Here is a 23,248-nt window from a genome sequence, read left to right as displayed (position 1 = left end):
CCGCAATCGGACCCAGGAGCACGGGTCCGCTGGTCCTTCCTTAGTCCTGTCGCCCGGAGCCCGGCCCGTGCTCCGCTTCGAACTCGCGGATCGCTCGCCGGAAGCGAAGCAACTCCGCGATGCCGGACGCCACGCCAGTGGTCCAGACCACGAGTGAGAACGCTGAGAACAGGCTGAACGACCCACTGAGAGCCAGCACGCCGTTCATCGCGAGCAGACTGGCGCTCCCCGCGATGATCCAGAGGGCGCGGACGCGGATGCGGTCGATCGCGAACCGTTGCTGGATCAGGGAGGGCATGGCATCCACCCTGGCAGGCGGCCCCAGACGCGCAAGCCGCGGAACGCAATCGCGGGTGAACGTTCGGGCGCGCGGGTGATCACGCCCCCGCCCGCCCCTGCGTGAGGACGAGAGCAACGAGAAGCAACAGCGCGGACAGTGTGAGCAGAACCCACCGCCGGCCCACAATGGCGAGGACGAAGGACGCGGCCGCGCCCAGCAGAATCCACCACGCACCCGAGTTCGGCGGGGGTTCGGTTTCCGCGTTGAGCGCCGCACCGATCCCAGCCCGGAAGGTGTCGCCGACGAAGACCGCGGCGCCGAGGACGGAACCGGCCAGCACGATCCATCCGATCACGGCGCACAGCTGCCGCCAGGTGAGAGGCTCCGGGGGAGGAGAGGCTGCGCGGTCGCTCATGCCGCGAGTCTGCCGGACAGGCCATCATCGGCCACGCATGTATGGAGTGGGCCCTGCCGGGATCGAACCGACGACATCCACGGTGTAAACGTGGCGCTCTACCAGCTGAGCTAAAGGCCCTGGATGCCTCGAGTCTATCGAGGTCGGCGGCCGGAGCCGTCGCGCAGCTCGAGGTACCAGGACGGCAGAAGCGCGCGCGGAAGCCAGAACATTGCGACGACCGTGATCGCGAGCAGCGCCGCAGCCAGTGCCACGAGCACGAAGAACACCGGCCGCAGCGAGGAGACCGCGACGGCCAGCGAGGCCGTTGTGGTCGCGGCTCCGAACCACAGCCAGGCGAACCCGATCGTGCTCCCGAACCCGCGGCGGAACCGGATCCAGCCCTTCCATCGGCCTGTATAGGCGAGAAGCCCCATCGCCACGAAGACGAGACCGATCAGCGCTGCGAGCGGATTCACACCGACATCCTCTCCACGGGGAACCTCCACGCTATCCGGAACACCGCTGTCGCACCCCCGGGGTAGCGTGGACTCCGTGAACGCCGACCCCGCCGACCAGCGCAAACTGCTCGATCTCGCCGACCTCGACGCCCGCATCCGCCGCGACGAGCACGTCAAGGGCAACCCGCCGCAGGCCGCGAAGGTGCGCGAGCTCATCGCGCAGCGGTCGTCGCTTACTCAAGAGCTGGGCAACCGCGCGAACGTGCGCGACGACCTCAAGGCCGAGCTGGCCCGCGTCGAGTCCGACGTCGCGGTCGTCGACGCGCGCGTGAAGCGCGATGCCGAGCGGCTCGCCGCCGCCACCAACGCCAAGCAGGCGCAGGGCTTCGAGGCCGAGCTCGCCTCGCTCGCGCGCCGCAAGAGCGACCTCGAAGACGCCGAGATCGCCCTGATGGAGCAGCTCGAGGCGGCCGACGCGGCCGTCGCCGAGCAGGAGGCGATCATCGCCGAGACCAACGCGCAGGGCGCCGAGCTCAGCGCCGAGGCGAAGCGGGTCGTCGCCGAAGCCACCGACCGGCTCGAAGCCGCCCGTCGCGACCGCGAAGCCGTGGCGGGTGGCGTGCCGTCCGACCTCCTCGCCCTGTACGAGCGTCTGGCCGCCCGTGGCAACGGCGCCGGGCTCCTGCGCGCCGGCGCGTGCGAGGCGTGCCGCATGGTCCTCCCGCCGAGCGACCTGGCCGAGGTCCGCCGCGCCCAGACCGACGAGGTCGTGTTCTGCCCCGAGTGCGGCGCGATCCTCGTCCGCACCGAAGAATCGCGGTGACCCGCCCTGGCGTCCTCGTCGACTGAGGTCGTCGTCGGGCGCACGGCATCCGGAACCATCGCCCTGAGCGACCTGGATGCCGAAGGCTCCGTCGTCCGCACCGTCACCGTCGCGCGCGATGACCTGCCCGCCGCGATCCGCGAGCGCGAAGCCGGGGGAGACCTGCGGTGGGTGTGGAGCGACACGCCCTCCTGGTACGCCTCGGTGCTGGCATCCGGGGTCCGGGTCGCGCGCGCGTGGGACCTGCGGCTCGTGCACGCGTTCCTCCGCGATGCCGAAGCCGTCGTCGACGATCACGATCTGCGCGGTCACCCGGAATGGGATGCCACGGCCTCGGCGTCCGACGACACCGACACGCTCTTCTCCCTCGGCGCCGCGAGCACCGGCCCGCCCGACGACGTCGAGGCCGCAGCCGCCGAGTACCGCCGGCAGCGCGCCGCGATCGCGTCGGCCCGCACGCCCGGGGCGCTGCGCCTGCTCGCCGCGGCCGAGTCGGCCGGAGCCCTGATCGCCGCGGAACTGCACGCCGCGGGACTCCCGTGGAGCGTCGAGACGCACGAGCGACTGCTCGAGGAACAGCTCGGCACCCGCGTCGCGGGCGGACTGCCGACGCGGGTCGAGCGGGCCGCGACCGCGGTGCGTGATGCGCTCGGGGACCCATCCGTGTCGCTCGACTCGCAGCCGCGTCTGCTGCGCGCGCTCCACCGCGCGGGACTCTTCGTCGAGTCGACGAACCGGTGGGAGCTCGCCGAGCACGACCACCCCGCCGTCGCCCCGCTCATCGCGTACAAGAAGCTCATGCGGCTCTACACCGCGAACGGCTGGGCGTGGATGGCGGAGTGGATCCACGACTCCCGCTTCCGCCCGGTCTATGTCCCCGCCGGCGTCGTCACCGGACGCTGGGCGTCGTCGGGCGGGGGAGCACTCCAGATTCCGCGGCAGCTGCGCACCGCCGTCCGCGCCGACCCCGGCTGGACCCTGGTGACCGCCGACGTCGCGCAGCTCGAGCCGCGCGTGCTCGCCGCGATGGCCCGCGACACGGCCTTGGCGGAGGCGGCGTCCGGCCGCGATCTCTACGCCGGAATCGTGGATGCCGGAGCCGTCGGCACCCGCGCCCAGGCCAAGGTCGCGATGCTCGGGGCCATGTACGGCGCGACGAGCGGCGAGAGCGGGCGTTTGGTTCCGCGGCTGCGACGCACGTTCCCGCGGGCGATGGCGCTCGTCGACGATGCCGCGCGCGTCGGCGAGGAGGGCGGACGGGTGCAGACGTGGCTCGGCCGCACCTCACCGCCCGCCGGCGAGCTGTGGCGCGCCGTGCAATCGCGGGCCAGCGACGCCGAGGCATCCGGAGTCGACGAGACCCGCGCCCGCCGCGCCGCCCGCGATCGCGGCCGCTTCACCCGCAACTTCGTCGTGCAGGGCACCGCCGCCGAGTGGGCCCTCGCGTGGCTCGCCGACCTGCGCACCCGCCTGTCCGCCCTCGACCCCGTGGATGCCACCCGCTCCGCGCCCGCGTCCGGCCCCGCGTTCGCACGGGTGCCGCACCTGGCGTTCTTCCTGCACGACGAGATCGTCGTGCACACCCCCGTCGAGCACGCCGATGCCGTCGCCGATGCGGTGCGGGAGTCTGCGGCATCGGCGGGTCGGCTGCTGTTCGGGACGTTCCCGATCGACTTCCCCCTCGACCTGCGGATCGGTGAGACGGCCGAGAAGGGCTGAACCTCCCGCGTAGACTCGACGGTGCGAATGGGTCGGCTGGACGGTCGCGTCACGGGTTCGCCCGTGCCGAGGAACGTCCGGGCTCCACAGGGCAGGACGGTGGGTAACACCCACCCGGAGCAATCCGCGAGACAGTGCCACAGAGAGCAGACCGCCCGCGCTTCACGGCGCGGGTAAGGGTGAAAGGGTGGTGTAAGAGACCACCGGGGTCGTGGTGACACGACCCGCGAGGTAAACCTCGTCCGGAGCAAGGCCAGACAGGGGATGACGACGCGGCTCGCCGAGTCCCCGGGTAGGCCGCTGGAGCGGCACGGCAACGTGTCGCCGAGAGAGATGACCGTCCACGGGGCTCACGCCCCCGGACAGAACCCGGCGTACAGGCCGGCCCATTCGCGCCTCAAGCCCTGGCCACTATTCGTCTCGCCTTCTCGGGCGCACGAGAAGCATGACCAGGACGAGTCCGCCGATCGACACCGCCCCCAGTATCGCAAGGGGCGTGGTCGCCGCGCCCGAGAGCGCCGCCACCACAACGGCGCCGGTGAAGAGCACCGCGCTGACGATCAGGACCCACACGAGAAGTCGACGCATCCCTACTCCTGACAACTCACGATCGCGTTCGCCGTCGCCGCGAGGAACCCGAAATACGTTCCGGCGATGACAGCGGCGAGGCCCCAGGCAGCGGCCTTCGTGATGACCGTTTCAGGTGGAACGATGCAAGAGCCACCCCGGCGGCAGCTACTCGGAGAGTGCCTTTCACACTCCGGGGCCGGGACCGTAGCCCGTCGGCGGCTCGGGCGGCAGCATCCCGCGCCCTCCGTAGCCGCGCCGGGCGCGCTCCTCATCGGCGCGGAGGATGCCGTTCTTCACGGCCGTCCGCATGATGAGGTATCCGATCCAGATAGCGAGCGCCAGGATCCCGACGTAGACGATGATCCCGACCAGCAGCACGCCGAATCCGAGTCCTGCGGCGACTCCGCTGTAGTCATTGCTCACGATTTCCCCCTCTGTGTCGTGCACACGATCAGTGCTGACATTAGGGCAGAGGGTCCCCGCGCGGCACCCATCCTGGCGAAGTCCTCTCCTCAGCGCCCGCACTCGTCCCCTCCGAGGCCGATCAACGCAACATTCCCTTCAGCCCCGCGGTCGTGCCGGGCCAGTAGCGGGCGACGGCATCACGACCGGCCTGCCGGATCCTTTGGCGCAGCACGAGCGCGGCGGTCAGAGCATCGTCGAGCACGCCGAACACTGGAAGGAAATCTGGCACCCGGTCGACCGGCAGCAGCAGGTAGACGAGGAGCGCGCCGAGCCAGATGCGTGTGCCCGTCGCCACCGACGGGTCGGCGGCCAACCGACCGACGAGCCGGACGACATCGGGGATCAGCCGCAGGGTCTCGCGCCAGTCCAGCTCACGCCCGCGACGGCGATGCTGAACGACGAGCACGACGATCAGCGCCACCCACAGCACGGCCAGCCCGCCGCCGACGACGATCAGGCCAGGGCCGAAGAGCAACTCGACGTAGCCAGTCAAAACGACTCAGGAAATCGCGGGAACTTCGCCGTCGGCGTCGAGAGTGAACCTCTCAGCGTGACATTGACTTCGTCCAGCCGATGATAGCCGCGATGAGGCCAATCACGACGAATAATGCTCCCAGCACCCCCGGAACGACCTGGCGCCCAGCATCGAGAAGGAATAGCGCCAGGACCAGAAAGCCAACGGCTGCCGTCAGAAAGCCGCCTACGATCCAGAACTTCCACAGCACGGACCGGCCGGGAGTGTTTGCCATCTCAGTTGCTCCTAGAACGCCTGGGTGACGGCGTCACCCACGAAGCCGGTGACCACACCCGAGATGAAGCCCGTCATTGCCCCAATTGCGCACCCGGGTGCAGCACCGGCTCCGGCCGCGGTCGCACCCGCGACGGCTCCGGAGAGGCACCCGACTCCCGCACTGGCCACGCCGGTTGCAGCTGCCACAAGCGTGCTTTGGCCCCAATTCCAGCCGTCTTCATATAGGTACCCCGTGGGATCGGAGAAGTTGCAGGGATTACTCGCGGCATAGGAGTACGCGTTCTTCTCCTGCCCACTGGGGTCCATCTGGGTGAACCGACCGAGGCTGGTGTCGTAGTAGCGGGCGCCGAGTTTGTAGACGCCGTTTCCATCGTGATAGCCCGAAATGTAGCGGAGAGGGTTGGTAGTCACAGCGGCGGTGTTACCGGTGAAGCGGGCCTCCCCGTAGGGGGTGTACGAGTAGCCGCCGCTGTAGCTGCCGGTGGCGGACATGATCCCGACGACCGAGCCGAGGTGGTCTTGCACGTAGTACCACCGGTTCTGAGCCTTGAAGCCCACACTGGCGCCTTCTGACGTGCGCGTGTAGCTCTGGGTGCTGCTGCCATTGGCCGAGCTGTTCAGTCCCAGGGCACCCGAGGTGAAGGTGCGGCTCCCCGTGCTGATGCGGTCGGTGTTGCCCGGCCCGAAGTAGTCCAGTTTCGTTCCGTTGGTACTTGTCGCTTCGCCGCGTACGCCGTAGGTCACCGTGATGTTCATGAGGCCGTTGTAGGTCTGGTTGCCGGCTGCATCGTAGGTGAAGGTTGCTGCTGGGGCCGCTGCGGCTGTCCTCCAGGCCGCGTTCTGGCCTGATGCCGAAGTGAGACGGTTGGCCGCGTCGTACGTGTAGCTGATGGTCTCTGGACTGCCGGCGATGTTTCGCACTTGTTGGGTGCGGTTGCCGTTCCTGTCGTAACGGTATGACCAGGACGCCCCTAGTGACGTGCCCGCCTGTTCGGCTGCACGAGTGAGGCGATTGCGGGAGTCGTAGGTGTAGCTTGTCACGGTGCCGGCGGCCAGACCTTGTTCGGCGTAGGACGTGCGTGCCTGCACGTTCGCCCGGTCGCTCGAGCCGCCGGGAGCCGTGTACGTGTACCCGATGTCGACCGCCGTCGCACCCGAGCCCGTCTTCGCCGTGATGCGCGTCGGTCGGCCGGAGAGATCCCGGGTGGTCGTGGTCGTCGCCGCGCCCGGTGTCGTACGCACCGTTTCGCGACCGTTCTGGTCGTATGCGAACGTGACGCACCCAGAGTTCGCCGCCGGCTTACCGCTCGTCGGGCAGGCGCCACCTGGTTCCTGAAGCCTTGTCAGTTGATTGGCGGCGTCGTAGGAGTAGGTGGTTGTTCCGGCGGCGTCGGTGAACGTCAGAACGTTGCCGGCCTTGTCGTATGAATAGGTCTGAGTCAGGCCGGAGGATGGACCGGTTTGCTTCGTCACACGGTTCTGAGCGTTGTACTCGTAGGTCGTCGAGCCGCCGGCCGAGTCCGTTTTACTGCGCTCCGTGCCGCTGGCGTTGTAACTGCTGCGCACTGTGGAGCCGTCGTCGTACGTGGTCGTGAGGACACGATCGAACTTGTCGTATTGGTACTTCGTGACGTCCCCATTTCCATCCGTCACGGTCTGCACCCGACCAGCCGAGTCGTAGGTGTAGGAGGTCGTCCCCTGCGGGGAGGGCGGAGTCACCTTGGTGAGATCGCCTCTCGCGTTGTAGCTGTAGGACGTCACGTTGCCGTTTCCGTCTTTGGTGGTGCAGACCTGACCGGCTGCCGCGCCGCACCCGCCGTATGTTTTCTCGAACTCCGTCACCGGGGTGGACGTTGACGTGTCACTCTGCTTGGTGAGGTTGCCCGCCGCGTCGTACTGATATTGCTTCTTGTTCCCCGCATCGTCAGTCGAGCACTTGGGCTGGAACGCCGTTCCGGTGTTCGGAGCAGAGCAATTCACCCCGGTTGCGAAGAGGGCCGACGAGGCGGCGCCCGTCGGAAGCTTCGTTCCCGTCCGGTTGCCCGACGTGTCGTAGGTGTAGGTCGTCGTGCCCGTCCCGATCGCGTCGGTGCTCTGGCCTATGTCGCTATTGGCCGTCCACTGCTGTGACCTGCTGCGGTTCAGCCCGTCACTCGTGGTGGTCACGCGGCCCATGCTGTCGTAGGTGTATGTGGCCGTGCGTCCTTCTGGGTCGGTGACGACCGTGGCGCCCGAATTGTAGGCGAAACGGGTGACCCTGTCCGGCTCACCGGATTTCTTCACAGTGACCGAGGTCGCACGTTTCGAGTTGTCGTAGGCGATCTGGTGGGTGACGCCACCGAGGGAGAGCGAATTGAGTAGCCCGTAACCCTGATATCCGTAGGCCATCCCGTCAGGGGATGAGGCGAGATAGCCGTTCTCCGTATGACCGTAGTCGAGAGTTCTGCCGGACGAATCTGTTGCTCGCTCGATGAGCGAGCCGAAGCCGTAGGTGAATTGCACGTTCCGACCGGAAGCCGTATGGGTGGCAGCCTCCAATATGCGGCTGCCCGCATCGATCCTCATGCCGACACCGTTGCGGTCGGTGTGACCCCGAAGGGTCCCGGACGTATCGAAAGACAACCGCTCTCCTGTGCGGTTATACGTCAGGACATAGCGACCCACCGTACTCGCCGGGTCCTCGGACAGGGTCGCATTGAGCCCCGCCGGACCCGACCACGCCGTTCCGCTCTTCACGAAGGTTGCAGATGCCCCACCGGGGAGATAAACCACGGCCGAGCCTGCCGTGGATAGATAGAGTCCGACATCGAAAGGTGCGAGCGATGATCCCCATCCCAACGCGAACGCTCCCTCGGTCGTCTGCGACCCGGTGAGGCTGTTGTAGTAACGGTCCAGTTGAAGGGCCTGACCCGGCCCGGAAAGGCTGACATCGGTCGCGGCGAAGAACATGTTGCCGTTGGCGACGTTCACTCGAATGACGGCGCGATCAGAAACCTGGAAATCCTGGAATGTGTAGAACGGTAAGACACCCGGCCCCGGCGCATTCACGATGGGAGCGGCTGCTTGAGCCCGCATCTGGGGCGCCGTCTCCGCTCCACCTATGTCCGGGGGCGTCCACGGGTCCTCGCTGACCTGCTCACTCGGTACGTGCTCGCGCTGCTTCTCCGACGCCACCCACTCCTCATCCGGTGGATCCTGGGAGACAGACTGTGCTGCTGCTGCCTGTGCGGGCATCGCCACCGCGAGAGGAACGACAAGCGCAAGGCCGGCAAGAGATACAAGCGAAAGACGACGGCGCGCAGCCATATGATCCCCCCAAGATCGGCACGGGCCACGATCTTCGGGGGGACGAAAGCAGTCCTCATGCGTTGCGGCAACCGAACCACAGAATCGTCAGTCTTTGCAGATAAAATTTGCAGACGCTTCGCAATACGAACAGAACTGTTCTTATTCCGGCAAGTGCCCGCAGAGAAGGAGAGGCCTCCACGCAGCTCCCGGCCCCGGTCGAAGTCGGCGCGAAGGTGAGCCCCTCTGGCCCGTCAACCGTCGGACGCTCCCAGCCCGATCAGCGCCAACATCCCCTCCAGCCCCGCGGTCGTGCCGGGCCAGTGGCGGGCGACGGCATCGCGTCCGGCGTGCCGGATCACGTAGCGCAGCACGAGCGCGGCGATCAGCGCATCGTCGAGCACGCCGATCACCGGCAGGAAGTCCGGCACCAGGTCGATCGGCAGCAGCAGGTACACCAGCAGCGCACCCAGCCAGATCCGCGTTCCCCACGGCACCGACGGGTCGGCGGCGAGCCGCCGGACGAGCCGTACGACGTCGGGGATGAGCCGCAGGATCTCGCGCCAGTCCAGCTCGCGGCCGAGTCGGCGGTGCTGTGCGACGAGCGCGACGATCAGCGCCACCCAGACGAGGACGAGCGCGCCGAGGACGGCGAGAACGACCGCGACCCAGTCGGGCAAGGGAGGGTTACTTGACCGCGGGAAGGGCCTCGACGACGGGGACGGCCAGCGACGCCGCGCCGATGATGCCCGCGTTGTTGCGGTGCTTGGCCGGGACGATCGGGGCCCGCAGTTTCAGCATCGGCAGGAACTCCTCGGAGTGCTTCGAGACCCCGCCGCCGACGACGATCAGGTCGGGGCTGAAGAGGAACTCGACGTAGTCGTAGTACCACTGCAGACGCTTCGCCCACTTCTCCCACGACAGTTCGTCGCGCTCCATCGCGGAGTAGGCGGCGTAGCCCTCGGCATCCTTCTTGTGCTCGGCACGCTGGAGGTGACCGAGCTCGCTGTTCGGGATGAGGACGCCGTCGTAGATCATCGCGGAGCCGATGCCCGTGCCGAGCGTCGTGAGGATCACGAGGCCGTTCACGCCCTTCGCGGCGCCGTAGCGGACCTCGGCGATGCCGGCGACGTCGGCGTCATTGGCGAAATGGATGTCACGCGAGAGGCCGTGCTCGAAGAACTTCTCGGCCTCGAAGCCGATCCACGACGACGAGACGTTCGCGGCGGAGAGCGTCTTGCCGTTCTTCACGATCGCGGGGAACGCGACGCCGAGCGGCAACTCGTCCGGGGCTTCGAGGGTCTGGAGGACCTCCTTCACCGCCTCGAGGACGTCGGCGGGCTCCGCGCCCTTCGGGGTGGAGACCTTCACCCGATCGCTGATGAGCTCACCGGCATCCAGGTCGACGATTCCCGCCTTGATCCCGGTTCCACCGATGTCCACTCCGACCGCACGCGACGCATTCGTTGCCATGCCCTCCAGCCTAGCCAGGCGGGGGGCCCGGATCAGTAGGATCGGGGGAGCGCCCGTCAGACGTCCGCTACGGAGCCAGACCCACGCAAGGAGCGATCGTGAGCGACGACAACAAGAAGTACTGGTACAACCTCGAGACCGGCCAGGTCGAGCAGGGGTACGAGTCGCCGGCGGTCGATCGCGCGGGTCCCTTCGACACCGCGGAGGAAGCGGCGCGTGCGCCCCAGCTGCTGCAGGAACGTTCGAAGAAGTGGGCCGAGGACGAGGCCCGCGACTCCGACTGGGGATCCGGCTCCGGCCGCTGACCCCGCCCGATCGAAACGAGGATGACGATGGACAAGCAGCGCGATTTCGTCCTGCGGACGATCGAGGAACGCGGCGTGAAGTTCGTGCGCCTGTGGTTCACCGACGTGGTCGGAACCCTGAAGTCGGTGGCGATCGCCCCGGCCGAAGTGGAAGGGGCGTTCAGCGAAGGCCTGGGCTTCGACGGCTCCGCCATCGAGGGCCTGACGCGATCGTACGAGTCCGACCTGCTGGCGCACCCCGACCCCACGACGTTCCAGATCCTCCCGTGGCGCGGCGAGATCGACCCCACGGCGCGCATGTTCTGCGACATCACCACGCCCGACGGCCAGCCCGCGGTCGCCGACCCGCGACACGTGCTCAAGCGCACGCTCGCCAAGGCCGCCGACGCCGGGTTCACGTTCTACACGCACCCCGAGATCGAGTTCTACCTGCTGAAGTCGTCGCAGCTCGGCCCCGACGGACGCCCGGAGCCCGTCGACTCCGCAGGCTACTTCGACAACGTCCCCGGCGGCACGGCGCACGACTTCCGTCGTCGCTCGGTGCGGATGCTGGAAGACCTCGGGATCTCCGTCGAATTCAGCCACCACGAGGGCGGCCCCGGCCAGAACGAGATCGACCTCCGCTACGCCGACGCGCTCACCACGGCCGACAACATCATGACCTTCCGCACGGTCGTGAAGGAGGTCGCGATCGAGCAGGGCGTGTACGCGACGTTCATGCCGAAGCCGCTCAGCGGCCAGCCGGGCAGCGGGATGCACACCCACATGTCGCTGTTCGAGGGCGACATGAACGCGTTCTACGAAGAGGGCGGCCAGTACCAGCTGTCGAAGGTGGGCCGCCACTTCATCGCCGGCCTGCTCCGGCACGCGAACGAGATCTCGGCCGTCACGAACCAGTTCGTCAACTCGTACAAGCGCCTGTGGGGCGGCGACGAAGCCCCGAGCTTCATCTGCTGGGGTCACAACAACCGCTCCGCGCTCGTGCGCGTTCCGCTGTACAAGCCGAACAAGGGCCAGTCGACGCGGGTCGAGTACCGTGCGCTCGACTCCGCCGCGAACCCCTACCTGTCGTACGCGCTCATGCTCGCGGCCGGCCTCAAGGGCATCGAGGAGGAGTACGAGCTGCCGCCCGAGGCGGAGGACAACGTGTGGTCGCTGTCCGACGCCGAGCGTCGCGCGCTCGGCTACGCACCGCTCCCGGCGAGCCTCGACCACGCACTCGGGTACCTGGAGGAGTCCGAGCTCGTCGCCGAAACACTGGGGGAGCAGGTCTTCAAGTACGTGCTCCTGAACAAGCGTCGCGAGTGGCAGCAGTACCGCGCGCAGGTCACGCCCTTCGAGCTGCAGAGCAACCTCGAGGCGCTCTGACCTCGCCGTGGTGATCTCGGGCGATCGATCGACGGCGCTCACCGCCCTGGCCCGCACCGGCTTCTCGCGTCTCGCGGAGGCCGATGCGGGCTTGGGTGAGCTCGAACAGCTCACGGGTACCGAGCGGGCGGATGCCATGGACCTGGCGCACCGCGTCGCCGATCCGGATCGGGCGCTTTCGGCGCTCGTGCAGATCGCGCGACGGGATGCCGCTGCCGTCCGGGCCGCGGCCGCCGACGCGGGCACGTGGCGCGCACTGTGGGACATCGTGGGGGCGTCCGACGGTTTCGCGGAGTTCTACCTCCGGCATCCGGACGAGATCGCGCACCTCGCCGGCGCGGGTCTGACCGTGCCCGACGAGCCGTCCATGCGCGCCGAGTTGTTGGCATCCGTCGGTGAAGAGGACGGCTTCGCCGCCGAGGGGACGGATGCCGCGTGGGTGGCGCTGCGCGTGCGATACCGCCGTCTGCTCGCGAGGATCGCGGCGTACGACCTCGGCCAGGAGGATTCGGCCGCGGCGATCGACATCGTGTCCGCGGCCCTCGCCGACCTCGCGGGGGCCGCGCTCGAGGCATCGTTGGCGGTCGCGCGATCGCGCGTGTCCGGCACCGGACCCGGGACGTTCCCGCGTGAACAGGTCGCCGCGACGCGCTTCGCCATCATCGCGATGGGCAAGACCGGGGCGCGCGAGCTCAACTACGTCAGCGACGTGGACGTCATCTTCGTCGGCGGCACCGCGGACGAAGAGGTCGTGTCCGAGGCACGCGCGATCGACATCGGCACCCGCCTCGCGGTGCAGACGATGCGCGGCATCTCCGGTCCCGAGATCGAGCCGCCGCTGTGGGAGGTCGACCCGAACCTGCGCCCCGAAGGGAAGCAGGGGGCGCTCGTCCGCAGCCTCGGCGCCCACGAGCAGTACTACGCCCGGTGGGCGAAGAGCTGGGAGTTCCAGGCGCTGCTGAAGGCCCGCGCGATCGCCGGCGACCCGGCCCTCGGCGCCGAGTACATCGCGGCCGTGCAGCCACTGGTGTGGCACAGCGCCGCGCGCGAGAACTTCGTCGAGGGCGTTCAGCGCATGCGCGAGCGCGTCACCGAGCACATCCCCGCGGCCGAGATCAACCGACAGGTGAAGCTCGGGCCCGGTGGCATCCGGGATGTCGAGTTCACCGTGCAGCTGCTGCAGCTCGTCCACGGACTCACCGACGACCGCATCCGTCAGCGCGGGACGCTCGAGGCCCTCGACGCGCTCGTCGCTGAGGGGTACATCGGCCGCAGCGAAGCCGAGGCCTTCGGCCGCGACTACCGCCTCCTGCGTCTCATCGAGCATCGCTTGCAGCTCCGCGGCCTGCGCCGCACGGCCCTGCTACCCGAGAAGGAGGACGACCTCCGCGTCCTCGCGCGCGCCACCCGACTCGCGGATTCCGCCGCGGGCGTGCAGGCCGCGTGGGAGAGCATCAAGCGCGAGGTCCGTGACATCCACGTCCGCCTGTTCTACCGGCCGCTGCTGTCCGCGGTCGCCGCGCTGCCCGAGGGCGAGCGTTCGCTCTCGACCGAGCAGGCGCGCGACCGTCTCGCGGCGATCGGCTTCCGCGATCCGGCCGGTGCGCTGCGGCACATCGCGGCGCTCACCAGCGGCCTGAGCCGCAAGGCGACCATCCAGCGGCACCTCATGCCGATCATGATCCGGTGGTTCGCCGACGGCGTCGACCCGGACTACGGCCTGCTCGTGTTCCGCCGGATCAGCGAGCGGCTCGGCAACACCCCGTGGTTCCTGCGGATGCTGCGCGACTCGGCCGGCGCCGCCGAAAGCCTCACCCGCGTGCTGTCGGGCTCGCGCTACATCGGCGAGCTGATGGAGTGGATCCCCGAGTCGGTCGCGTGGCTCGACGACGACGCACTGCTGCGTCCGCGCTCCGGCGCCGCGCTGCAGGAGGAGGCTCGCGCGATTCAGACGCGCTGGGACGACATCGAGGGCGCCATGCGGTCGGTGCGGGCGCTCCGACGTCGGGAGATGCTCCGCATCGCCATGGCCGCGGTGCTCGAGGTCGTGTCGCTCGAAGAACTGTCGGACGCTCTCACGACGATCACCGAGGTCACGATCCAGGCCACCCTCCGCGCGGTGCGCCGCGAGGTCGTGCCGCCGGAGGACGACGCCCTCGATTTCTCGATCATCGCCATGGGACGCTTCGGCGGCCGCGAGATTGGATTCGGGTCGGATGCCGATGTGATGTACGTCTATCGCGCGAACGGCGTCGACCCGCAGCGCGCGAGCAGCCTCGCGCTGAAGATCGTGGCCGGTCTGCGCGAGCACTCCGAGGACCACCGGCTTCCCCTCGACCTCGACGCCGATCTGCGCCCGGAGGGCCGTAGCGGTCCCCTCGCGCGCTCACTCGACGCGTACGCGGAGTACTACCGCCGGTGGTCGCTGTCGTGGGAGGCCCAGGCGCTGCTGCGCGCCCGTGGTGTCGCGGGGAGCGTGAAGCTCATCGCCGACTTCATCGCCCTCGCCGACGACGTGCGGTACCCCGCGACCGCCGACCCGAACGGGCTCCGCGAGATCCGCCGGATCAAGGCCCGCGTCGAGAACGAACGGCTCCCGCAGGGCGCCGACCCCGCGCGCCACCTGAAGCTCGGCCCCGGGTCGATCAGTGACGTCGAGTGGCTCGTGCAGATCCTTCAGCTGCAGCACGCTCGGGCGGTCCCGGCGCTGCGCACTACGTCGACGTTGGACGCGTTGCGTGCAGCGGTGGACGCGGGCCTCATCGCTCCGGACGCGGCGGAGAAGCTCGCGGCATCCTGGCATCTGGCGAGCCGCCTGCGGTCGGCCAATACGCTGCTGTCGGGGCAGACGAGCGACGTGCTGCCCGCGGACCGCGCACGCCTCGACGGGATCGGACGGATCCTCGAGTACCCGCCCCACTCGGCCACCCAGGTCGAAGAGGATTACCTCGGCGCCACGCGGCGGGCCCGCCGCGTGTTCGAGAAGCTCTTCTACGGGTGACTCACGACCCCAGCAGTCGCTCCCGCACCTCGCGACGCAGCACCTTGCCGATGAGCGACCGTGGCAGGTCGTCGACGACGACCACGCGCCGCGGGACCTTGTAGGCAGCGAGACGCGACTTGCAGTAGTCGCGGATCGCCTCGGGTTCGATCTGCACGCCGTCGCGCACGACGATCGCGGCGGCGACGTCTTCTCCGCCACGCGGCTTCGGGAGCGCGACGACCGCGGCGCCCTCGATGTCGGGGTGCGACACCAGCACGTCCTCCACCTCGCTGGGCGAGACGTTGAAGCCGCCGGTGATGATGATCTCCTTCAGCCGGTCAACGATCGTGACGAAGCCGTCGGCCGAGACCGAGGCGATGTCGCCGGTGCGCAGCCAGCCGCCGTCGAGGAGCGTCGCGGCCGTGTCGGCCGGACGGTTCCAGTACCCCTCGAACACCTGTGGTCCGCGCAGGAGCAGCTCCCCGGGCTCGCCGAGCGGAAGGTCCTTCTCGGGGTCGGACGGGTCGACCACCCGGATGTCGGTGCTCGGGAACGGCACGCCCACCGTGCCCGGGCGCCGCGACGGGCCGATCGGGTTGCCGAGCGCGACCGGCGACGACTCGGTCATTCCGTAACCCTCGACCAGCAGACCACCCGTGGCCGCCTCCCAGCGGTCGACGGTGGCGACCGGAAGGCTCATCGCGCCCGAGATCGCGAACCGGACCGTCGAGAGGTCGAGCGTGCCGCGGGCGGCGGCGCGCGCGAGCTGGTCGTAGATCGGGGGAACGGCCGGCAGGAACGTCGGCGAGCTCTTCGGGACAGCGGATGCCACGAGGTCGAGGTCGTACTTCGGGAACAGCACGAGCTTCGCGCCGATGCTCATCGCGAACGTCAGGCACAGCGTCAGCCCGTACGCGTGGAACAGGGGGAGCACGCCGTAGAACGTCTCCTCGCCGTCGTGGAGCCCCGGCACCCATGCGCGCCCCTGCATCGCGTTCGCGCGGAGGTTGCGGTGCGTGAGGACCGCACCCTTGGGGTTTCCGGTCGTGCCGCTGGTGTACTGCAGGAGCGCGATGTCGCCGAGAAGCGGGCCGTGGTGCTTCCGCGACAGCTTTCCGTGGGTCAGCAGCGCGTCCCACGGCTTCGGGCGCTTGGACGTCGGCGTAGCGGTGAGCTGCGCGCGCGACTCCCGCGCCTTCTTCACCGGCAGCCGGAGCGCCAGGCGCGTACCGAAAGGCATCGCCCGCGTGATGTCGACGCTGACGATGTGCTCGAGCGCCAGGTCGGACGGGAAGTCGGCGACCAGGTCGGCCACCTTGTCCCAGACGATCGCGAACTTTGCGCCGTGATCCTCGAACTGGTGCCGCAGCTCACGCGCGGTGTAGAGCGGGTTGTGCTCGATCACGATCGCGCCGAGCCGCAGCGCGGCGTAGAACGCGACCACGTGCTGCGGACAGTTCGGCAGCACGAGCGCGACACGGTCGCCCGCCTTCACCCCGAGACGGCGCAGCCCCTCGGCCGCGCGTGCGATCTGGTCGCCCAGCTCGCGGTAGGTCGTCTGCGCGCCGAAGAACTCCAGCGCGACGCTCTTGCCGTAGCGGTGCACCGAATCCGCGATCATCTCGGGCAGCGTCTGCGAGGGCTCGTCGATCTCGTGGGGCACGCCTTCGGCGTACGAGCTCAGCCACGGACGCGACGCGTAGGGGGAGGTCATGGCATCCATCCTTCCCGACCCCACCGACACGTCCGCTGTGCGGATGCCGGGAACGCGGGGTCTTTCCCGTCGCGGGGGAGCGGCCTAGCCTGTCGGCATGTGCCGCAACATCGTGCCGCTCCACAACTTCGAGCCGCCCGCGTCCGACGACGAGTGCCACGACGCGGCGCTGCAGTTCGTCCGCAAGATCATCGGAACGACGAAGCCCTCCCGTGCGAATCAGGAAGTGTTCGATCGCGCCGTCGAGGAGATCGCCGCGGCCACCCGCCGGATGCTGGACGATCTCGTCACGACGGCTCCGCCCAAGACGCGCGAAGTCGAGGCGGCGAAGCGCCAGGCCCGATCAGCGGACCGCTACGAGGCGATCCGCGCGTTCCAGGAGCAGAAGCGCGCCGCGCGCTCGGCATCCTGAACCGGCTCAGCCCTCGTCGAAGCGATCGAACAGGGGAGGGGCATCCGGACTCTCCAGATCCGGGATGCCGTGGTCGTCCGGTACCACCGTGAGCGGGCCGCGCAGCTGGTCGAGGAGCGCGGCGGCATCTCCGGGTTCGCATGTGGATGTCGCGCGCAGTTCCAGCACGTCGATCGTGCCCTCGGCCGGATTCGCCGGAACCATGTCGACGTCCAGACGCGACACCTTCGCGTCCGGTTTGCCCGCGATGATCACGATGTTCTCGATCCCCTCGCCGTACGTCTGCGTCGGCGCGAGCTGCCACCCGTTCTCGGACAACCACGAGCGGAGTTCCTCCATCCGCTGCGGGCCTTGACCGTCGAACGAGAAACCCTTCGGAAGCTCGCGTCGTAACGAGAACTGGTAGCCCTCCCCGCAGGCTTCAGGCGTATCTCCGTAAGCGCCGACGCGCCATTCCCCGTCGAAGACCTCTTTCTGCACGGTGGCGACAGTGGCCTTGAACTCGAGATTCACCGCCCGGGCGTCCGCGAACGCCTGCTCGGACCCGGGCTCGGCCGCCCCCTCGCCGCACGCCGTGAGCGTCAGTGCCACGGAGGCCGAGATCATCACGGCCAACGATGCACGCCTCCACCCGCTCCGAAGATTCCTCACGCCGGCCCCTCTCGACCGATTCAGGATGCCGAATCCCCGTGGCGTTTACCAGAGGCTGCCGCTCGCCGTCCGGACCGTCTATGTTCCCTGCACAACGACGAAGCCCGCCCCCGCGAAACGGCGGGGACGGGCTTCGTCGTGGATGATCCGGAGATCAGACGCCGAAGTACAGCTCGTACTCGAAGGGGTGCGGGCGCTGGGCCAGCGGCTGGATCTCGTTCTCGATCTTGTACTCGATCCAGGTGTCGATGAGCTCCTGCGTGAAGACGCCACCGGCGAGCAGGAACTCGTGGTCGGCGCGCAGAGCCTCGAGCGAGTCGAGCAGCGAGTTCGGAACCTGAGGAATGTTCTTCGCCTCCTCGGCGGGAAGCTCGTACAGGTCCTTGTCGACGGGCTCGTGCGGCTCGATGCGGTTCTTGATGCCGTCGATGCCGGCCATCAGCTGCGCGGCGAACGCGAGGTACGGGTTGCCCGAGGCGTCCGGCGCGCGGAACTCGATGCGCTTGGCCTTGGGGTTCGTGCCCGTGATCGGGATACGGATGGCCGCGGAGCGGTTACCGGCCGAGTACACCAGGTTGACCGGAGCCTCGAAGCCCTTCACCAGACGGTGGTAGCTGTTGAGGGTCGGGTTGGTGAAGGCGAGCACGGCGGGCGCGTGGGCCAGGATGCCACCGATGTACCAGCGCGCGATGTCGGAGAGCCCGCCGTAGCCGGCCTCGTCGTAGAACAGCGGCTTGCCGTCGTTCCACAGCGACTGGTGCGTGTGCATACCCGAACCGTTGTCACCGAAGAGGGGCTTCGGCATGAAGGTCGCGACCTTGCCCCACTCGAGCGCCGTGTTCTTGACGATGTACTTGAACTTCAGGATGTCGTCGGCCGCGTGCACCATCGTGTCGAAGCGGTAGTTGATCTCGGCCTGACCACCCGTGCCCACCTCGTGGTGAGCGCGCTCGAGGATGAGGCCGGCGTCAATCAGCTTGAGGCTGATGTCGTCGCGGAGGTCGGCCTGCTTGTCGACGGGCGAGACGGGGAAGTAGCCACCCTTGTAGGGGGTCTTGTTGGCGAGGTTTCCGCCCTCTTCCACGCGACCGGTGTTCCAGGCGCCCTCTTCCGAGTCCACGGAGTAGAAGCTGGCGTTCTGCTTCACCTCGTAGCGGACGTCGTCGAAGATGTAGAACTCGGCCTCGGGAGCGAAGAAGGCGGTGTCGGCGATGCCGGTGGAGGCGAGGTACTTCTCGGCCTTCTTGGCGACCTGACGCGGGTCCTTCGAGTAGATCTCACCGTTGCGCGGGTTGTAGATGTCGAAGACCATGATGAGCGTCTTCGCCTCGCGGAACGGGTCGAGGTACGCCGTCGTCACGTCGGGGATGAGCTGCATGTCCGACTCGTGGATGTTCGCGAACCCGCGGATCGACGAGCCATCGAACAGCTGTCCGACGGTGAAGAACTCCTCGTCGACGGTCGACGCGGGGATGTTGAAGTGCTGCTGCACGCCAGGAAGGTCCGTGAAACGGATGTCGAGGAACTTGACGTCCTCGTCCTGGATGAACTTGAGCACCTCGGACGAATCTTTGAACATGAAGACTCCAGAGGTAGAACATTCGGGATCGGTAGGCCTCGGCCAGCCTCCCCGACCCTATCCAGAACCGGTGTCTCTGCGATATCTCGGATGTTTCGGGCGTGTTACACGAGCCCGATTACGCTGAGGGGGTGACCGCCGCCGCAGACAACGCTTACCCGGGCCAGCGACTCGGCCTTCCCCGCGAGGGCCGTGGCTCGATCGCCCGTCCCGGCCGCCGGATCGCGGCCCTGCTCGTCGACGTCGCGTGCGCCGGTCTCATCGGCTACGCGTTCTTCTCCTCGCCCGATCCGGTGACCGGTGTGCCGTTCGCGAACCCGATCGCGACGAACCTCATCTTCTTCCTCGTGCAGATCGTCTTCATCCCGCTGATCGGGGGAAGCCCCGGGCACCGACTGCTGGGCATGCGTCTGGAGCTGGCATCCGGCGGATGGGTCGGGGTGTGGCGCCCGGTCGTCCGCACCCTGCTGCTGGGTCTGATCATTCCCGCGGTCGTGTGGGATGCCGATCAGCGCGGGTTGCACGACAAGGCGGTCGGGACGGTTCTCGTCCGACGCTGAAACGAGAACGACCCCGCCGGAGCGGGGTCGTTCGTCGAGGATCAGCGGGGGCGCGGCGCGCGCATCTTGGTCGGGTCGACGCCCTTCGGGATCGGCAGCGACGACAGTCCCGGAGAGACGGATGCCACGCGCTTGATGACCGCGGCCTGCGTCGTGCGGTCGACCTTCTTCGGCAGCGCCTTGATGGCCGACGCGAGGTTCTTGATCTCGACGTCGCCCTCACCGTGGCCGACGTACAGCACGGTCACGGGAACGCCCGCGGCCACACGCTGGACACGTGCGCGCTCCTCGTTCACGAGGCGGGACAGACGCGCGCGGGAGCCCTCACCGACCAGCACGACGCCGCCCCGGCCGATGGCACGGTAGACGGCATCCTGCGTCCGCGGGTTCACGCCGATCGGCGTCTCCGAGGCTTGCCAATTGCGGCCGAGCGACGACGTGAGCACGTGGCCGGTGGCGCCGGGCATGCCGTCGATCTGCCGGTACATGGCCTTCGTCGACAGGCGCGTCATGGTGATCATTCCGGCGAGGATGCCGGCGAGCAGACCCGTGACACCCCACAGGACCACGCTCCAGGCGGCGAGCGGCGGGATGAGGAACCCGACGAGCACGCCGAGGCCGATGCCCACGAGCACGATTCCGGCCAGCGCGAACGGGAGCCAGCGGTACTCCTTCTGCGTGAAGGTGTACAAGGTGCGCAGCTGGGAGAAGAATCCCGGGCGCTTCTCGGGGGTGGAGGTGCGAGCGGCCATGCGTTCGATTCTATCTTCGCCCCCGGGACCGCTCCTCCCCACCCGAGCGGATTTCGGATTCCTCCACGGAACCGTGGTTCCGCTCCGACAGCGTGGTTCCCGGTCGGCGAGCATCGGGACATGCATCCCGTTCCGCTCGACACCACGATCGACACCGTCATCGGCTACCTCCGCCGACGTCGACGGAGCGCGCTCCCGCTGACCGCGGGGGAGGCTGCGACTCTCGCGGTCGCGGTCGTCCGCGGGTGTGCGGCGGCTCCCTCGCGCGCCGCGGGAGCGCAGTGGCGGATCACCGCCGAGGGACGCCCGCTGCTGGTCGACGACCCCGGCGGCGACGACGTCCTCGAAGCGAGCGTCGCCGTACTGAACGACCTGACGTCGCTCGTGCCGCTCGACGTCCGCCCCGGGTTCGCTCGCCTACGTGACGCCCTGCTCACCGACCCGCCACCGACGTGGGACACGCTCGAACGGCGTCTGCTCTCCGTCATCGAGCCGCAGCCGATCGTCCTCGGACCGCTGAGCCCGGCCGTGCCCGACGATGCGCCGCCGCCGAACGTCAGCGGAACGGATGCCGAGCTCCCGCCGTTTCTCGCGGCGGTGCGTGCCGCCCTCCGGCGCGTGCGGCCGCGGGTGCTGTTCGCGGGGGTCGGCGCCGCCGTGGTCGTTCTGGTGGCCGCGATGACGGTGACCGCGCCGTCGGGGGAGCCGGTAGCTGCTGGGCCGTCGCGCGAGCCTGCGGCTGCCGAGGAGTCCGGCGTGGAGACGTCGGGGGCGGGGGCGGGCGACGGCGAGCAGGACGGAGCTGTGTCGTCTCATGTCACTCCCGCAGCGGAAGGCTCCCTGAGCACTGCGGTGCCGGCGGAACCCGCCACGGACTCGAGCGATGGCGGAGAGCCGGGATCTCACCAAGCCTCGGTGACTCCACCGGGCGGCTCGTCCGAGACGGCTTCCGGGGACCTCGCGTCCGCGGCATCCACCGTGCTGTCCTCGCTCGCGGCCTGCACCGACGACGTGTGCGCGGCTCCGCTTCGCGAAGCTTCGGCCGATCCTGCGGAGCCCGCGCCGCTGGATCCACGACACGCCCGACTCGACGTGATCGACGACTTCGGGGGGCTCGCCGTCGTCCGACTCACGGAGGGGGAGCGGGGTCAGTACGTCACCCTCGTCCGGGGAAAAGACCGATGGCTGGTCCGCTCCGTCAGAGACGTTGCGGACCAGCCATCATGAGCCGGTGTCGGCGGGGATCAGATCCCGAGGTCGCCCTCGAAGGCCGCGGCCTCGAGGCGAGCCTTGACCGCACCGAGGAAACGGGCGGCATCCGCACCATCGATGATGCGGTGGTCGTACGACAGCGCAAGGTAGACGTACGAGCGGACCGAGATCGCGTCCTTGCCATCGACCGAGACCACGCCGGGCTTCTTCACGACCGCACCGAGGCCGAGGATGGCTGACTGCGGCAGGAAAACGATCGGGGTGTCGAACAGCGCGCCGCGCGAACCGGTGTTGGTGAGCGTGAACGTGCCGCCGGCGAGCTCGTCGGGCTTCAGCTTGTTGTCGCGGGTACGAGCCGCCAGATCGGCGATCTCGCGCGCGAGCTGGGCGATGTTCTTCTCGCCCGCGTCCTTGACGACGGGCGTCAGGAGTCCGCGCTCGGTGTCGACCGCGATCGAGACGTTCTCGTGAGCCGGGTAGACGATCTCGTCGCCCTCGACCGTGGAGTTGATGATCGGGTACGTCTTCAGCGCCTCGACGGCGGCGAGGGCGAAGAAGGGGAGGAACGACAGCTTGTCGCCCGTCTTCTGCTGGAACTCGCCCTTCACACGGTCGCGCAGAGCCGCGACCTTGGTCACGTCGACCTCGACCACGGTGGTCAGCTGCGCCGTGGCCTGCATCGACGCGACGGCGCGCTCCGCGATGACCTTGCGCAGACGCGTCATCTTCTGCGTCGTGCCACGCAGCGGCGAGACCTCGACCGGCGCGGCGGGAGCCGCGGCAGCGGCGGCCGGAGCAGCGGACGCGGCCGGAGCCGCCTTCGCGGCCTCGGCAGCCTTGAGGACGTCCTCCTTGCGGATGCGACCCCCGACGCCGCTACCGCTGACGGTCGAGAGATCGACGCCCTGCTGCTGGGCGAGGCGACGCACGAGCGGCGTGACGTAGGTGACCTCGTCACCGCTCGAGGTCGGCGCGGCGGCCGGGGCGGACGCCGGAGCGGCGGCCTGCGGCGCCGAAGCGGCGGGCTGTTCGGCGGGCTTCTCTTCCGCGGCGGGGGCGGCGGGCTGCTCCTGCACCTCGGACGGCTGGGGCTGCTGGATCGGCTCGGGCTCGATGGCCGGGGCGGGCTGCGCCTGCGCGGGGGCGGCCGCTCCGCTGCCGATGCGGGCAAGTGCGGAACCGACGGCGACCGTCTCATCCTCCTGGACGAGGATCTCCTGCAGGGTGCCCGCGACGGGCGAGGGGATCTCGGTGTCGACCTTGTCGGTCGAGATCTCGAGGAGCGGCTCGTCGACCGCGACGTCGTCGCCGACGGCCTTGAGCCACCGGGTGATGGTGCCCTCGGTGACGCTCTCGCCGAGCTCGGGGAGCTTGACCTCGGTCGCGTCGCCCGACGCGGCGGGGGCCGCGGGCTGTTCGCCCAGACCGGCGGGCGCCTCTTGCTCGGCGGGCGCGGCCTCTTCGGCGGGGGCGGGCGTCTCTTCGGCGGGG

23 protein-coding genes, 1 tRNA gene and 1 other RNA gene are annotated in these 23,248 nt (G+C 68.8%); 9 read left to right on the top strand and 16 right to left on the bottom strand.

Features of this window, described 5'->3' with window-relative positions:
- Nucleotides 1–40 precede the first annotated feature (40 nt).
- From AVW09_RS11370 to AVW09_RS11355, 4 genes are all read right to left on the bottom strand, one after another.
- Nucleotides 41–298: a hypothetical protein gene (locus tag AVW09_RS11370; RefSeq protein ID WP_063258186.1), complete on the bottom strand. Its 258-nt coding sequence runs from the start codon at nucleotides 296–298 to the stop codon at nucleotides 41–43.
- A gap of 79 nt (nucleotides 299–377) precedes the next feature.
- Nucleotides 378–695: a hypothetical protein gene (locus AVW09_RS11365; protein WP_156496070.1), complete on the bottom strand. Its 318-nt coding sequence runs from the start codon at nucleotides 693–695 to the stop codon at nucleotides 378–380.
- 47 nt (nucleotides 696–742) lie between these two features.
- Nucleotides 743–815, bottom strand: a tRNA-Val gene (locus AVW09_RS11360).
- A 14-nt stretch (nucleotides 816–829) separates the two neighbouring features.
- Nucleotides 830–1,153 carry a hypothetical protein gene (locus AVW09_RS11355; RefSeq protein WP_063258184.1) on the bottom strand — a complete coding sequence of 108 codons (324 nt, stop codon included), beginning with the start codon at nucleotides 1,151–1,153 and terminating at the stop codon, nucleotides 830–832.
- Between the two features lie 76 nt (nucleotides 1,154–1,229).
- Between AVW09_RS11355 and AVW09_RS11350 the strand changes: the two genes are divergently transcribed.
- From AVW09_RS11350 to rnpB, 3 genes are all read left to right on the top strand, one after another.
- Entirely contained in the window at nucleotides 1,230–1,958 is a 729-nt protein-coding gene (locus tag AVW09_RS11350; protein ID WP_063258196.1) for a zinc ribbon domain-containing protein, read from the top strand.
- 57 nt (nucleotides 1,959–2,015) lie between these two features.
- A complete protein-coding gene (locus tag AVW09_RS11345) occupies nucleotides 2,016–3,677 on the top strand; it encodes a bifunctional 3'-5' exonuclease/DNA polymerase (protein WP_231901825.1) in 1,662 nt (553 codons plus the stop codon).
- Between the two features lie 28 nt (nucleotides 3,678–3,705).
- Nucleotides 3,706–4,070, top strand: an RNA gene (gene rnpB, locus AVW09_RS11340) — RNase P RNA component class A.
- An 18-nt stretch (nucleotides 4,071–4,088) separates the two neighbouring features.
- On the opposite strand, the gene AVW09_RS17715 is transcribed toward rnpB, so the two are convergent.
- The 7 genes from AVW09_RS17715 to ppgK form a co-directional block, all read right to left on the bottom strand.
- Nucleotides 4,089–4,265 (bottom strand): hypothetical protein, encoded by a 177-nt coding sequence (locus AVW09_RS17715; RefSeq protein ID WP_156496069.1) that lies wholly within the window; start codon nucleotides 4,263–4,265, stop codon nucleotides 4,089–4,091.
- Between the two features lie 165 nt (nucleotides 4,266–4,430).
- Nucleotides 4,431–4,670: a hypothetical protein gene (locus AVW09_RS11335; RefSeq protein ID WP_063258182.1), complete on the bottom strand. Its 240-nt coding sequence runs from the start codon at nucleotides 4,668–4,670 to the stop codon at nucleotides 4,431–4,433.
- A 121-nt stretch (nucleotides 4,671–4,791) separates the two neighbouring features.
- Nucleotides 4,792–5,205 (bottom strand): YkvA family protein, encoded by a 414-nt coding sequence (locus AVW09_RS11330; RefSeq protein WP_082822934.1) that lies wholly within the window; start codon nucleotides 5,203–5,205, stop codon nucleotides 4,792–4,794.
- 52 nt (nucleotides 5,206–5,257) lie between these two features.
- The gene (locus AVW09_RS11325) at nucleotides 5,258–5,461 is read right to left on the bottom strand and encodes a hypothetical protein (protein WP_063258181.1); all 204 of its coding nucleotides are present in this window, start codon (nucleotides 5,459–5,461) and stop codon (nucleotides 5,258–5,260) included.
- Nucleotides 5,462–5,472: 11 nt separating this feature from the next.
- Complete coding sequence (locus tag AVW09_RS11320) at nucleotides 5,473–8,769, bottom strand: RHS repeat-associated core domain-containing protein (RefSeq protein ID WP_082822933.1); 3,297 nt, start codon at nucleotides 8,767–8,769, stop codon at nucleotides 5,473–5,475.
- Between the two features lie 233 nt (nucleotides 8,770–9,002).
- A complete protein-coding gene (locus AVW09_RS11315; RefSeq protein WP_063258179.1) occupies nucleotides 9,003–9,428 on the bottom strand; it encodes a YkvA family protein in 426 nt (141 codons plus the stop codon).
- 7 nt (nucleotides 9,429–9,435) lie between these two features.
- Entirely contained in the window at nucleotides 9,436–10,221 is a 786-nt protein-coding gene (ppgK, locus tag AVW09_RS11310; protein WP_063258178.1) for a polyphosphate--glucose phosphotransferase, read from the bottom strand.
- A 98-nt stretch (nucleotides 10,222–10,319) separates the two neighbouring features.
- On the opposite strand from ppgK, the gene AVW09_RS11305 reads away from it, so the two are divergent.
- The 3 genes from AVW09_RS11305 to AVW09_RS11295 are packed head-to-tail and all read left to right on the top strand — an operon-like array spanning nucleotide 10,320 to nucleotide 14,895.
- Nucleotides 10,320–10,526: a hypothetical protein gene (locus AVW09_RS11305; protein WP_022880545.1), complete on the top strand. Its 207-nt coding sequence runs from the start codon at nucleotides 10,320–10,322 to the stop codon at nucleotides 10,524–10,526.
- Nucleotides 10,527–10,553: 27 nt separating this feature from the next.
- Nucleotides 10,554–11,894 (top strand): type I glutamate--ammonia ligase, encoded by a 1,341-nt coding sequence (gene glnA, locus AVW09_RS11300; RefSeq protein ID WP_063258194.1) that lies wholly within the window; start codon nucleotides 10,554–10,556, stop codon nucleotides 11,892–11,894.
- 10 nt (nucleotides 11,895–11,904) lie between these two features.
- On the top strand, nucleotides 11,905–14,895 hold the full coding sequence (locus AVW09_RS11295) for a bifunctional [glutamine synthetase] adenylyltransferase/[glutamine synthetase]-adenylyl-L-tyrosine phosphorylase (protein WP_063258193.1): 2,991 nt from the start codon (nucleotides 11,905–11,907) through the stop codon (nucleotides 14,893–14,895).
- Between the two features lies 1 nt (nucleotide 14,896).
- Here AVW09_RS11295 and AVW09_RS11290 read toward each other — a convergent pair whose 3' ends face one another.
- On the bottom strand, nucleotides 14,897–16,591 hold the full coding sequence (locus AVW09_RS11290; protein WP_063258177.1) for a long-chain-fatty-acid--CoA ligase: 1,695 nt from the start codon (nucleotides 16,589–16,591) through the stop codon (nucleotides 14,897–14,899).
- A 97-nt stretch (nucleotides 16,592–16,688) separates the two neighbouring features.
- Here AVW09_RS11290 and AVW09_RS11285 point away from each other — a divergent pair, with 97 nt between their 5' ends.
- Nucleotides 16,689–17,003, top strand: a complete 315-nt coding sequence (locus AVW09_RS11285) for a DUF2277 domain-containing protein (protein ID WP_063258176.1) — start codon at nucleotides 16,689–16,691, stop codon at nucleotides 17,001–17,003.
- 6 nt (nucleotides 17,004–17,009) lie between these two features.
- Here AVW09_RS11285 and AVW09_RS11280 read toward each other — a convergent pair whose 3' ends face one another.
- Nucleotides 17,010–17,609 (bottom strand): hypothetical protein, encoded by a 600-nt coding sequence (locus tag AVW09_RS11280; RefSeq protein WP_063258175.1) that lies wholly within the window; start codon nucleotides 17,607–17,609, stop codon nucleotides 17,010–17,012.
- Between the two features lie 199 nt (nucleotides 17,610–17,808).
- Nucleotides 17,809–19,233 carry a type I glutamate--ammonia ligase gene (gene glnA / locus AVW09_RS11275; RefSeq protein ID WP_063258174.1) on the bottom strand — a complete coding sequence of 475 codons (1,425 nt, stop codon included), beginning with the start codon at nucleotides 19,231–19,233 and terminating at the stop codon, nucleotides 17,809–17,811.
- A 131-nt stretch (nucleotides 19,234–19,364) separates the two neighbouring features.
- Between glnA (AVW09_RS11275) and AVW09_RS11270 the strand changes: the two genes are divergently transcribed.
- Nucleotides 19,365–19,793: an RDD family protein gene (locus AVW09_RS11270; RefSeq protein ID WP_063258173.1), complete on the top strand. Its 429-nt coding sequence runs from the start codon at nucleotides 19,365–19,367 to the stop codon at nucleotides 19,791–19,793.
- A 41-nt stretch (nucleotides 19,794–19,834) separates the two neighbouring features.
- Here AVW09_RS11270 and AVW09_RS11265 read toward each other — a convergent pair whose 3' ends face one another.
- Entirely contained in the window at nucleotides 19,835–20,545 is a 711-nt protein-coding gene (locus AVW09_RS11265; RefSeq protein WP_063258172.1) for a DUF4191 domain-containing protein, read from the bottom strand.
- A 120-nt stretch (nucleotides 20,546–20,665) separates the two neighbouring features.
- Here AVW09_RS11265 and AVW09_RS11260 point away from each other — a divergent pair, with 120 nt between their 5' ends.
- The gene (locus tag AVW09_RS11260; RefSeq protein WP_063258171.1) at nucleotides 20,666–21,772 is read left to right on the top strand and encodes a hypothetical protein; all 1,107 of its coding nucleotides are present in this window, start codon (nucleotides 20,666–20,668) and stop codon (nucleotides 21,770–21,772) included.
- Between the two features lie 17 nt (nucleotides 21,773–21,789).
- Here AVW09_RS11260 and sucB read toward each other — a convergent pair.
- On the bottom strand, nucleotides 21,790–23,248 hold a 1,459-nt coding region (sucB, locus tag AVW09_RS11255), incomplete at its 5' end, for a 2-oxoglutarate dehydrogenase, E2 component, dihydrolipoamide succinyltransferase (RefSeq protein ID WP_063258170.1).

The sequence above is a fragment of the Microbacterium sp. T32 genome (assembly GCF_001619615.1).
Lineage (GTDB): Bacteria > Actinomycetota > Actinomycetes > Actinomycetales > Microbacteriaceae > Microbacterium.
The sequence above is the reverse complement of the archived record's forward strand: the minus strand, read 5'-3'. Positions and strand labels throughout refer to the sequence as shown.